Genomic DNA, 12,232 nt, shown 5'->3' on the forward strand with positions numbered 1-12,232 from the left:
CCTACTCCTCGATGATCTCGCCGGTGGTGACGTTGATGGCGCTAACCTTGCCATTCTTCGCCGTCTGCTCCACAGCGGTCTTGATCGCTGTCGCGGTGCCGGGCCCGATGCCGGGCACCTGGGCGATCTCCTCGACGGTCGCCGCGCGGAGCTTCTTGAGCGAGCCGAAGTGCTTCATCAGCGTCCTACGACGCACCTCGCCGAGGCCGGGTACGTCGTCGAGCAGGCTCTCCACCATGGACTTCGACCGACGGCCGCGGTGGTGGGTGATGGCGAACCGGTGCGCCTCGTCGCGGACCCGCTGCAGCAGGTAGAGCCCCTCGGAGCTGCGCGGCAGGATCACCGGGTCCTCCTCGTCGGGGACCCAGACCTCCTCCAACCGCTTGGCCAGGCCGACGACCGGGATGTCATTGATGCCGAGCTCGGTCAGGGCCCGCTGCGCGGCCGCCACCTGAGGCGCGCCGCCGTCGACGACGACCAGGCCGGGGGCGTAGGCGAACTTGCGGGGCCGGCCGGTCTCCGGGTCGACCAGCATCGGGCCGCTGGCCCCCTCGACCTCGGTCGACACGATCGACGTCGACTGCTCGTCGAGGAGCCGCTTGAACCGCCTCGTGATCACCTCGTGCATCGCCCGGACGTCGTCGGAGCCGTCCTGGCCCTTGATGATGAACCGGCGATACTCGGACTTGCGGGCCAGCCCGTCCTCGAAGACCACCATGCTGGCCACGATCTCGGTGCCCTGCAGGTGGGAGATGTCGTAGCACTCGATCCGGAGCGGCACCTCGTCGAGCTCGAGCGCCTCCTGGATCTCCTCGAGCGCCCGGTTGCGGATGGTCAGGTCGCTGGCGCGCTTGGTCTTGTGGAGCGCGAGGGCCTGCTTGGCGTTGTTTGCGACGGTCTCCTGGAGCGTCTTCTTGTCGCCGCGCTGCGGGACCCGGATCCTGACCTTCGCCTTCCGTACGTCCGAGAGCAGCTCCTCGAGGGTCTCGTGGTCGGGCGGCAGCGCCGGGACCAGGATCTCGCGCGGGATCGCCTCTGCGTCCTCGCCTGCGTAGAGCTGGAGCAGGAAGTGCTCGACCAGGCCGGCGGTGTCGGCGTCGTCCATCCGGTCCGCGACCCAGCCGCGCTGACCCTTGATGCGGCCACCACGTACGTAGAAGATCTGCACGCCGACCTCGAGCGGGTCCTCGGCCAGGGCGATCACGTCGGCGTCGGCACCGTCGCCGAGCACCACCGCCTGCTTCTCCAGGGCACGGTGCATCGCGGCGAGGTCGTCACGCAGCCGCGCGGCCTTCTCGAAGTCGAGCGCCTCGGATGCGGCGTACATCTCCTTCTCGATCCGCTTGGTGAAGGTCGTGGTGTGGCCGGCCATGAAGTCGCAGAAGTCGTCGACGATCTCGCGGTGCTCCTCGGGCGAGATGTTGCCGACGCAAGGGGCGGTGCACTTGTCGATGTAGCCGAGCAGGCAGGGGCGGCCGATCTGCTGCGAGCGCTTGAAGACGCCGTTGCTGCACGAACGCATCGGGAAGACCCGGAGCAGGATGTCGACGGTCTCACGGATGGCCCAGGCGTGGCCGTAGGGGCCGAAGTATCTGGTGCCCTTGCGCTTGGCGCCGCGACCGACCATGACGCGCGGGAACTCCTCGCCGACGGTGACCGCGAGCCACGGGTAGGACTTGTCGTCGCGGTACTTGACGTTGAACCGCGGGTCGAACTCCTTGATCCAGGTGTATTCGAGCTGGAGCGCCTCGATGTCGTTGTTGACCGTCGTCCACTCGACGCTGGCCGCGGTGGTCACCATCGTGGCCGTGCGGGGGTGGAGGCTGGGGATCGGCTGGAAGTAGTTCGCGAGCCGTTGACGCAGGTTGATCGCCTTGCCGACGTAGATCACCCGCCCCTTGGGATCGCGGAACCGGTAGACCCCTGGCTGGGTGGGGATGCTCCCAGCTTTCGGGCGATAGCTCTGCGGATCGGGCACGTCCGCCAGCCTATCGGCGAGGACCGACAGGCTGGCGGTACGCAGGGGGTGCCCGGATCGGCTAGCCGAGCAGCTCCACCTCCGAGAGCGTGATCTGTTCGCCCGGGGTCCCGGTGAACTCGATCCGGATCCGGTTGAACCTCGACTCCGACTCGAGCTTGAACGGCCGGGTGGCCTGCTGCCAGGCGAACTCCTCACCCGAGCGCCGGTCGAGGACCTTCCAGTCGGCGCCGTCGTTGGACCCCTTGACGACCCAGCCGCTCGGTGAGCCACCGTCGGCGCCGTTGGTGAGGGTGTAGAAGGACACCGGCACCTTGGTCCCGGAGAACCGGTACTCCACCCAGCCGTCGCCGGCCACGGTCGTCTGCGTCGCGGAGTCGTTGTCGACCAGCCTCTCGCCGTCGCTTCCGCTGGCCGAGACCGTGCCCTTTCCAGCACCGGACTTGTCGGCGATCGGCGTCGCCGGCTCCGAGCCGGTGGTCAGCGACGGCGGGACGGCGCTGGGCGAGGTGCCCCAGCGCGACGGCTTCGAGCCCATGTCGAACTCGATGGTGCCGCCGTCGGCGAGCTCCTTGTGGGAGACGTACGTCTTGTCCCACGTCTTGCCGTCGATCATGACGCCCTGGACGTAGATGTTCTCGTTGCTGTTCGCGGGTGCCTTGATCACCAGGTCCTTGCCGCCCTCGAGGTGGAGGGTGGCCTTGGTGAACAGCGGCGAGCCGAGAACGAGGTTCTCGCTGCCCATCTGGAGCGGGTAGAGGCCGAGGGAGGCGAAGAGATGCCACGCCGAGGTCTCGCCGTTGTCCTCGTCACCGGCGTAGCCCTGCCCGATCTCCGAGCCGGTGTACATCCGGCGCAGGGTCTCGCGGACGATCTCCTGCGTCTTCCAGGGCTGGCCGGTGTAGCTGTACATCCACGGGATGTGGTGGCTGACCTGGTTGGAGAAGCCCCACTGCCCCATGCGTACGTCACGGGCCTCGCGGATCTCGTGGATGATGCCGCCGTAGGAGCCCGGGTACTCCCCCGTCTCCGGTGTGGAGAAGAAGGTGTCCAGCTTGTTCGCGAGCCCGCCGCGACCGCCGTAGAGGTTGGCCAGGCCCTGGCCGTCCTGAGGGGTGTGGAACGCGAAGTTCCACCCGTTGGTCTCGGTGTAGTCGTGGTCGCTCCCCCAGATCAGCGGGTTGTAGTCGGCCGGCGACTTCTTGAAGGTGCCGTCGGCGTTGCGGCCCTGGAAGAAGCCGACCTTGGTGTCGAAGGTGTTGACGTAGTTGCGGGCCCGGCCGAGGAAGTACTCCGACTCCTCCCGCAGCCGCTTCCGCTCGGCCGAGGAGATTCCGTCACGCTCGGCGAGCTTCGCGGCCATGTTCCCGATGCCGTAGTCGTTGATGTAGCCCTCGAGCCCCCAAGAGACGCCCTCGCTCACGGCCGCGGGCGTGTAACCGAGGAACACCGAGGTCTGCATGCCCTTGCGGCCGACGTTGGAGTTGGTCGCGGAGCCCGGAGGCCGGACGGTGGCGTTCTTCACCGCGGCCGCATAGGCGGCCTCGGCGTCGATCCCCTCCACCCCCTTGACGTACGCATCGGCGAAGGAGACGTCCGAGCTGGTCCCGGTCATCAGGTTGGCGTAGCCCGGCGAGGACCAGCGCGAGATCCAGCCGTTGTCCTTGTACTGCTGCACGAAGCCGTTGACCATCTCGGCCGCCTGGCTCGGCTCCAGGAGCGAGTAGGCCGCCCAGGTGGTGCGGTAGGTGTCCCAGAAGCCGTTGTTCACATAGACCTTGCCGTCCTTGATCTCGGCCCCCGTGTGGGTGGGCGTCGTTCCGGGCGGGTTGGTGTCACCGGAGGTGGACTGCACGGCGTGCTTCCAGACCGGTTCGTCCTCGGTGCCGGTGTTCTCGTGGCCCGAGTTGGGATAGAGGAAGAGCCGGGCGAGGTTGGAGTAGACGGTCGTCTTCTGGTCCTTGGTCGCGCCCTGGATGTCGAGGACGTCGAGCTTGTCCTGCCACAGCGCCTTCGCCTTCTCCTTGACCGTGTCGAAGGAGTCGTCGGCGACCTCGAGCTCGAGGTTGCGCTTGGCCTGGTCGATGCCGATCAGGCTGGTGGCGATGCGCATCGTCACGGTCCTGTCCGCGCCGGCGTCGAACTGGAGATGGCCCTGTACGTTCGGGCGCTCGGCGGTGGCGTACTTCCCACCGCCGGTGACCGGCTGGTCGAAGGTCGCGTAGACGTACATCCGGGTGGCGCCGTTGGACAGGCCGCTGCGGGTGTCGGTGAAGCCGGTCAGCGTCCCGGCCGCCGGGTCGAGGGTCAGTCCGCCGTCGTTGTTGACGTTGTCGAACACCAGCCGCGCGGAGTCACCGGGGTAGGTGAACCGGAACACGGCCGCATGGTCGGTGGGTGCGATCTCGGCGCTCTGCCCGTTGTCGAAGTCGACCTTGTAGTAGTGGGGCCGGGCGGTCTCGTTCTCGTGCTCGAAGGTGAGCTCGCGCGCGTTGCGGCCCGGGTCCGGGGTGCTCTCGGCGGCGGACGGCATCACCTGGAAGGTCTGCCGGTCGCCCATCCACGGGCTGGTCTCGTGGCTCAGCGTCAGCGCCTGCAGGCTGGTCCGGTTCTGGGCGTCGTTGTCCTGGTGGTAGCGGTAGAACCACGACAGCGAGCCGGCGTTGGTCATCGGCGCCCAGAAGTTGAAGCCGTGCGGGACCGCCGTCGCCGGGATGTTGTTGCCGCGCGAGAAGCTGCCGCTGGACTGCGTGCCACGGGTCGTCACGGCGTAGTCGACGCTGCTGGTGATCTGTGGTTCGTCCGGGGAGGCGGTGATCGCGATGTCGTCGTACCAGCCACGGAACTTCGTCGGGCCGCTCGGGGCGTCGACGGCGACCAGGATGCGGTCGATCGTCCTGCCCGCGGCGACCTCGCCGATGACGGAGCTCTTCTTGTTCCACTGGTTGGTGTAGAGCGACTTCGACTCGCCCTGGCCCTTCGGGGACAGTACGTAGCCCTGCTCGTCGAGCGCGCCCAGCTCCGAGAGCAGGGTGCCGTCGGTGAAGGCCAGGTCGACGGCCGTGTAGGTGCTCGGGTAGCTCAGGTCACCATCGATGAACTCGGGGAAGACCAGGTAGGACAGCTCGGTCTCGGCGCCGACCGGGATGTCGACGTCGAAGACGCGGTTGTAGGAGTGGCCCTTGTCGCCGGTGATCTTGCCGGCGTACTCGAAGGCGTGCACTCCGGTGAAGCCGACCTTCGACTTCGCGGCGTACGCCGTGGCGGGGCCGTCGTCGGGGTGGCTGGTCATGTTCTTCAGCGGCGGCGGGGGCTCGGAGCCGTCGGAGAGCTGCCACTCGGCGAGCTGGATGATGCCGCCGCTCTGGTTGGCGGAGATGTCGATGCGGTAGTGGGAGTACGCCTGCGGGGAGGCGATCTCGAACTCACGGGTCTGGAAGCGCTCGTCCCAGGACTGGCCGGTGCGGGTGTCGACGGTCGTCCAGGCTTGGCCGTCGGTGGAGCCCTGGATCACCCAGTTCTTGGGGTCACGCTCGGCGGCGTCGTTGGCCGAGGTGAGGGCGTACCTGACGACATTGACGGGCTGGTCGAGCTCGATCTGCACCCAGCCCGTGGTCGCGAAGGTGAGCCACTTGGTGTTGATGTCGCCGTCGACGAGCTCGGCGGCCCCCTCACCTGAGCCGGTGTTCTCTCCGCTGGCGGTGACGCCGGTGATGTGCTCGGAGATGTCGCCGGGGATGCCGAAGTGGTCCGGTCCGGTGACGCCCGCGGTGCGGGGGTTCCCGTCGTCGTCGGTGTCGACGAGGTCGGCCCAGCTCGGCTGGGGCTCGTTCTCCTCGAAAGAGGTCTCCCAGTCACCGCCCTCCGCGGCCTGCTGGGGATCGGCGGTGTCGCTCTTGGGGGCCGAGGGCTCAGGTGCCTCCGGGGTCGCGAGTGCGGGCGCGGTGCCGCTCATCGCGACCATCAGCGTCGCCGTCGCGGCGATCATCGCGGCCAGGCGGGCCCGGCCTCTCGTTCTGCGTGGTGCGTCCCAACGGTGCATCGGTGTGATCTCCTTCACATGGGGGCCATCCCAGATGGAACCGTGGGATGACAACGTTGTCAACGTGGTTTGAGAAGGATTTACGCGGGCACGCTGCGGATGCTGGGTGATTTGTGCCGACACACGGGAAAAATCGAGACATCGTTGTCGCGCTCGGATCGACGTCTACGCTGAGCACGTGGCACCACCCTCGCCTGAGCAGACCCGTCAGCAGCGCCGCCCGACCATGAAGGACGTCGCGGCGTCGGCCGGGGTGAGCCTGAAGACCGTCTCGCGGGTGGTCAACGGCGAGTCGAACGTCAACGACGACCTGCGCGCGGCCGTGCTCGAGTCGATCGCCGAGCTCGGGTTCCGGCGCAACGCCAGCGCCCGCGACCTCCGGCAGGGACGGTCAGGCACCGTCGGGCTGCTGCTCGAGGACGTCGCCGACCCGTTCTACTCGATCCTGTCCCGCGCGGTCGAGGAGGTCGCCCGGGAGCACGGGACGATGGTCTTCGCAGGCTCCTCGGCCGAGGACGCCGACCGGGAGCGCGAGCTCGCCCTCGCCTTCTGCGAGCGGCGCGTCGACGGCCTGATCGTCGTGCCGGCCGGGACCAGCCACTCCTATCTCCTCCCCGAGATGCGGGCCGGCATCCCGGTCGTGTTCGTCGACCGGCCGCCCGGCGACATCGAGGCCGACATGATCCTCACCGACAACCGCGGCGGCAGCCGGCGCGGCGTGGAGCATCTGCTCTCCCACGGCCATCGCCGCATCGGCTTCATCGGCGACGCACCGGAGATCTACACCGCCGGCGAGCGCCTGCGCGGCTATCGCGAGGCGCTCGAGTCGGCAGGGGTGCCCTACTCCGACGATCTCGTCACGCAGGCGCCGCCGTCCCCCGCGTCTACCGCCGACGCGCTGGACCGGCTGCTCGACGGGCCGTCACCGGCGACCGCACTGCTGTGCGGCAACAGCCGCACCACCGTCAGCGTGCTCCGCGAGCTCGCCCGGCGCTCGACGCGACTGGCCCTGGTCGGGTTCGACGACGTCGAGCTCGGCGATCTCCTCCAGCCCGGGCTCACCGTGGTCGCCCAGGATCCCGGTGCCATGGGCGCCGCCGCCGCGCGACTCCTCTTCCAGCGAATCGCCGGCGACACCGCGGGCCCGCCGCAGACGGTCACCATCGGCGCTCGGCTGATTCCTCGGGGTTCCGGCGAGCTCCTGGCTCCCTGAGTCTGGGGAAATTCGCCGGGCAGGCCTGGGTTTTAAAGTCTAGTGGCCTAGTATGGTTATGTGCCTTGTCGTGACCGCTACGGATACGCGCTGACCACCAGTGACGAAGCTGCCCGGGCCTACTCCCAGGGGCTGCTCGACGTGCTTCGTCTACGGGACGGCGCTCTCGCCTCGTTTGCGGCCTCGATCGTCCTCGACCCGACCTTCGCGCTCGGACACGCGGCGCTGGCACTGCTCGGCCACGAGATGTGCGCGCCCGTCGACGTCGGCGCTCGCCTGAAGCAGGCTCGACTGCACGCCCGGCGGGCGACCGAGCGTGAACGCAGCCACGTCCACGCGGTCGATGCCCACATCGGCGGCAATCCGCGGCCGCTGATCGACCATCTGGCCGCCTTCCCGCGGGACTCGCTGCTGCTCTCGACCGCGGTGCCGACCATCGCATTCGCCGGAGCCACCGAGGTGCCCGAGGAGGCGTGGGCGATCGTCGAACGTGCCGCGCCCGCCTACGGCGACGACTGGTGGTTCACCGGCCTCCTTGCTTTCGTACGCCAGGAGCAGCGCCGCTTCGACGACGCGATGTCGCTCTCCTGTGCGTCGCTGGCGGTGGAGCCCGGCGCCGGCCACTCGGCCCACGCCCGCGCACATGCCCACTACGAGACCGGCGACCACGAGGCCGGACTCGCGTGGATGTCGTCGTGGGTGCTCGGTGACGGCGCCCAGATCGACGCGCTCTCCCATTTCTCCTGGCACGCCGCGCTGCACGAGCTCTCGCTGGGCAACCTGGAAGCCGTACGCCGCCGCTACGAGACCCAGCTCCAGCCCGGCCACGCGCTGGGCTGCCGGGCGCTGGTCGACTCCGGCTCGCTGCTCTTCCGCTGGGCGCTCACGCCGGGTGCTCGCGACGTGCCCGACATCGCCGAGGTCGTACGCGTCACCGGCCGCGAGACCATGATCCGGCCCGCCACCCCGTTCCTGGCCATGCACACCGCGGTCACTCACCTCGCCACCGGCGACGCCGGTGCGCTCGATGAGCTGAGGTCGTGGGCCGCCGGGCACGTACACCCGACCATGGCCACCGTCGTCGCCCCGCTCGCCGAGGCGCTCGGGCTGATGGCGCGCGACGAGAACTCGGCTGCCGCCGACAGGCTCGCCGTGCTCGCGCCGTCGATCCGCGGTCTCGGCGGCTCCGACGCGCAGCGGGAGATCATCGAGGAGGCCCGCATCGCCGCCCTGCTTCGCGCCGACCGCTGGGACGAGGCCCGGGTGCTGCTCGATGCCCGGCTCGACCGCCGCCGCTCGCCGCGCGATGAGCTGTGGCGGGCACAGGCTCTCGCGCGCGCCTGAGTCAATCCTGCCGAAACGTCACTTCTGCAGGTCGAGTGGGCAGCGGCGTGACGTGTCGGCCTGCAGAACTGACGCCTCGATCTGTGCGCGTGACGCCTCGGCCTGCGGGGGCGACGCCTCGACGAGGCGTGGCTCAGCTGGGGACGATCTCACCGTCGGTGACCTCGAAGGCGACCTCCTCCAGCGCACCCGTCGCCGGGCCCTGCGTCACCGAGCCGTCCTCGATCGAGAACCGGCTGCCGTGGCACGGGCAGTCGATGGTGCCGCCCGCGACCTTCGTGACCGGGCAGCTCCGATGGGTGCAGATCGCGGAGAAGACCTTGAACGTGCCCTCGGTCGGCTGGGTGGCCACCAGGTTGCGGTCAGCGACGATCACTCCCCCGCCGACCGGGACCTCGCTGGTCGCGACCAGCGGGCCGCTGCCACCTGACCCGCCGTCACCCGAGGAGCCGGTGTCGCCGTCACCGCTGCCGCATGCTGCCAGGAGAGGGACGCCGACCGCGGTCACCGCGGTGCCGGTGACGACCTTCCGCCGGGTGATTCGAGATTCACTCATGCCGCCCAGAATAGGCGTGCGTGTCCCCGGCTGAGCGCAAACCGTCGGGCAAATCTCGATCTCAGGTCAGGACGCGCTGACCTTCTTCCGCGTCGCCGGCTTCTTCTTGGCCGCCGTCTTCTTGGCGGGGGTCTTGGCCGGCTCCTCCTTCGCCTTCACCGGCTTGTCCGGCGGCTGCTCGGCGGCCTTGCCGTCGAGCAGCGGGGCGAGGAAGCCACCGGTGTGGCTACCAGGGGTCTCGGCGACGGTCTCGGGAGTGCCCTCGGCAATCACCATGCCGCCGCGGTTGCCGCCCTCCGGACCCATGTCGATGATCCAGTCGGCGGTCTTGATCACGTCGAGGTTGTGCTCGATCACCAGCACTGTGTTGCCCTTGTCGACCAGCGAAGAGAGCACGCCGATGAGCTTGCGGATGTCCTCGAAGTGGAGGCCAGTGGTCGGCTCGTCGAGGACGTAGAGCGTCTTGCCGGTCGAGCGCTTCTGCAGCTCGGCGGAGAGCTTGACCCGCTGCGCCTCACCACCGGACAAGGTGGTCGCGGGCTGCCCCAGCCGCACGTAGCCCAGGCCGACCTCGACCAGGGTCTTCATGTGGCGCGCGATCGCGGGCACGGCGGCGAAGAACTCCACCGCCTCCTCGATCGGCATGTCGAGCACCTCGGCGATCGACTTGCCCTTGTAGTGCACCTCGAGCGTCTCGCGGTTGTAGCGCGCGCCGTGGCAGACCTCGCACGGGACGTACACATCGGGCAGGAAGTTCATCTCGATCTTGATCGTGCCGTCACCGGAGCAGGCCTCGCAGCGGCCGCCCTTGACGTTGAACGAGAACCGGCCCTGCAGGTAGCCCCGCATCTTGGCCTCCGGGGTGGAGGCGAAGAGCTTGCGGATGTGGTCGAAGACGCCGGTGTAGGTGGCAGGGTTGGACCGCGGCGTACGCCCGATCGGGGACTGGTCGACGTGGATCACCTTGTCGACGTTGTCCAGGCCGGAGATCTTGGTGTGCCGGCCCGGAACGGTGCGGGCGCGGTAGAACTCCTTGGCCAGGGCGGTGTAGAGGATGTCGTTGACGAGCGTCGACTTGCCCGAGCCGGAGACGCCGGTGACCGCGAGGAAGAGCCCCAGCGGGAACGTGACGTCGATGTCCTTGAGGTTGTTCTCCTTGGCCCCGTGGACGGTCAGCTCCCGCCCGGCGGTGCGGGGGCGGCGTACGGCCGGGACGGCGATCTCGCGACGACCCGCCAGATACTGACCGGTCACCGACTGCTCGTTGGCTAGCAGCTCCTCGACCGTGCCGGAGTGGATCACCTGGCCGCCGTGCTCACCGGCGCCGGGGCCGATGTCGACGACCCAGTCGGCGACCTTGATGGTGTCCTCGTCGTGCTCGACGACGATCAGGGTGTTGCCGAGCCGCTTGAGCCGCTCGAGGGTCTCGATCAGCCGGTGGTTGTCGCGCTGGTGGAGGCCGATGGACGGCTCGTCCAGCACGTAGAGGACGCCGACCAGACCGGACCCGATCTGGGTCGCCAGCCGGATCCGCTGGGCCTCACCGCCGGAGAGCGAACCTGAGGGTCGCTCCAGGGAGAGGTAGTCGAGGCCGACGTCGAGGAGGAAGCGCAGCCGCGCCTGGATCTCCTTGAGGACCTGCTCGGCGATCTGTCGCTCCCGGCCGCTGAGCTCGACCTGGTCGAGCCACTCCGCGGCCTCGTTGATCGGCAGCGCGCAGAGCTCGGCGATGTTGAGACCGCCTCGCCCAGTAGCAGGGTTCCGCTCCCCCAGCGTCACCGAGGTCGAGACGGGCTTGAGCCGGGTGCCCTTACAGGTCGGGCACGGCACCTGCCGCATGTAGCCCTCGAAGCGCTCCCGGGTGGTGTCGGACTCGGCCTCCTTGTGGCGCCGCTCCACCCAGCGGCGTACGCCTTCGAACTCGGCGTCGTAGGAACGGCGCCGGCCGTAGCGGTTGACGGAGACCACGTGCACCTTGTGTCCGTGACCGTCGAGGATCGCCTTCTGCCCGGCCACCGGGATGTCGTCCCAGGGTGTGTCCAGGTCGAAGCCGAGCTCACCACCGAGAGCCTCCAGCAGGCGCAGGAAGTATTCGGCGACGTGGGCCTGGGACCAGGGCTGCAGCGCGCCCTCGGAGAGCGTGGCTGCCGGGTTGGGGACGACCAGCTCGGGGTCCACCTCCATCCGGGTGCCGAGGCCCGTGCAGGCCGGGCAGGCGCCGAAGGGCGAGTTGAACGAGAACGACCGCGGCTCGAGCTCGTCGGTGTCGAGCAGGTGGTCGTTGGGGCACGACATCCGCTCGGAGAACTTCATCTGCTCGCCGGTGTCCACGAAGTCGAAGACGACCAGACCGCCGGCCAGCTCCAGCGCGGTCTCGACCGAGTCGGTCAGCCGCCGCTTGGAGGACTCCTTGACCGCGAGCCGGTCGATGACCACCTCGATGGTGTGCTTCTTCTGCTTCTCGAGCTTGGGCGGCGCGTCGAGCTGGTGGGTCTCGCCGTCCACCCGCACCCGGGAGTAGCCCTGCTGCTGCAGCTGGCTGAAGAGCTCGACGTACTCCCCCTTGCGGGCCCGGATCACCGGGCTCAGCACCTGGAAGCGGCGCCCCTCCTCCAGCGTGAGCACGTGGTCCACGATCTGCTGCGGCGTCTGCCGCTCGATCGGCGCACCACAGGTCGGGCAGTGCGGACGCCCGGCGCGGGCGTAGAGCAGACGCAGGTAGTCGTAGACCTCGGTGATGGTGCCGACCGTCGAGCGCGGGTTCTTCGAGGTCGACTTCTGGTCGATCGACACCGCCGGGGAGAGCCCCTCGATGAAGTCGACGTCGGGCTTGTCCATCTGACCGAGGAACTGTCGAGCGTAGGCCGACAGCGACTCGACGTAGCGACGCTGGCCCTCCGCGAAGATGGTGTCGAACGCGAGGCTCGACTTCCCGCTTCCGGACAGGCCGGTGAACACGATCATCGAGTCCCGAGGCAGGTCGAGGGAGACATCCTTCAGGTTGTGCTCCCGGGCTCCCCGGATGATCAGCTGCTGCTCCGCCACGTTCTTTCCTCGTCCAGTGCTTATCGCATCGCGCTACTGCGTCGAACAGATGTT

At 68.8% G+C, this 12,232-nt stretch carries 6 protein-coding genes; 2 read left to right on the plus strand and 4 right to left on the minus strand.

From position 1 onward, the window contains the following. Position 1: 1 nt before the first annotated feature. Together uvrC and ABTW65_RS05820 are read right to left on the minus strand one after the other, a co-directional pair. Positions 2 to 1,978, minus strand: a complete 1,977-nt coding sequence (gene uvrC / locus ABTW65_RS05815; RefSeq protein WP_350658998.1) for an excinuclease ABC subunit UvrC — start codon at positions 1,976 to 1,978, stop codon at positions 2 to 4. Between the two features lie 61 nt (positions 1,979 to 2,039). After that, complete coding sequence (locus ABTW65_RS05820; protein WP_350658999.1) at positions 2,040 to 6,020, minus strand: GH92 family glycosyl hydrolase; 3,981 nt, start codon at positions 6,018 to 6,020, stop codon at positions 2,040 to 2,042. Positions 6,021 to 6,198: 178 nt separating this feature from the next. Between ABTW65_RS05820 and ABTW65_RS05825 the strand changes: the two genes are divergently transcribed. Both ABTW65_RS05825 and ABTW65_RS05830 read left to right on the plus strand, forming a co-directional pair. Then, the gene (locus ABTW65_RS05825) at positions 6,199 to 7,233 is read left to right on the plus strand and encodes a LacI family DNA-binding transcriptional regulator (RefSeq protein ID WP_350659000.1); all 1,035 of its coding nucleotides are present in this window, start codon (positions 6,199 to 6,201) and stop codon (positions 7,231 to 7,233) included. 60 nt (positions 7,234 to 7,293) lie between these two features. After that, complete coding sequence (locus tag ABTW65_RS05830) at positions 7,294 to 8,577, plus strand: tetratricopeptide repeat protein (protein WP_350659001.1); 1,284 nt, start codon at positions 7,294 to 7,296, stop codon at positions 8,575 to 8,577. A 133-nt stretch (positions 8,578 to 8,710) separates the two neighbouring features. On the opposite strand, the gene ABTW65_RS05835 is transcribed toward ABTW65_RS05830, so the two are convergent. Continuing rightward, a complete protein-coding gene (locus ABTW65_RS05835; RefSeq protein WP_350659002.1) occupies positions 8,711 to 9,133 on the minus strand; it encodes a Rieske (2Fe-2S) protein in 423 nt (140 codons plus the stop codon). Positions 9,134 to 9,199: 66 nt separating this feature from the next. Beyond that, positions 9,200 to 12,178 (minus strand): excinuclease ABC subunit UvrA, encoded by a 2,979-nt coding sequence (uvrA, locus tag ABTW65_RS05840; RefSeq protein WP_350659003.1) that lies wholly within the window; start codon positions 12,176 to 12,178, stop codon positions 9,200 to 9,202. Positions 12,179 to 12,232 lie beyond the last annotated feature (54 nt).

The sequence above is a fragment of the Nocardioides sp. NPDC127503 genome (assembly GCF_040302165.1).
Lineage (GTDB): Bacteria > Actinomycetota > Actinomycetes > Propionibacteriales > Nocardioidaceae > Nocardioides.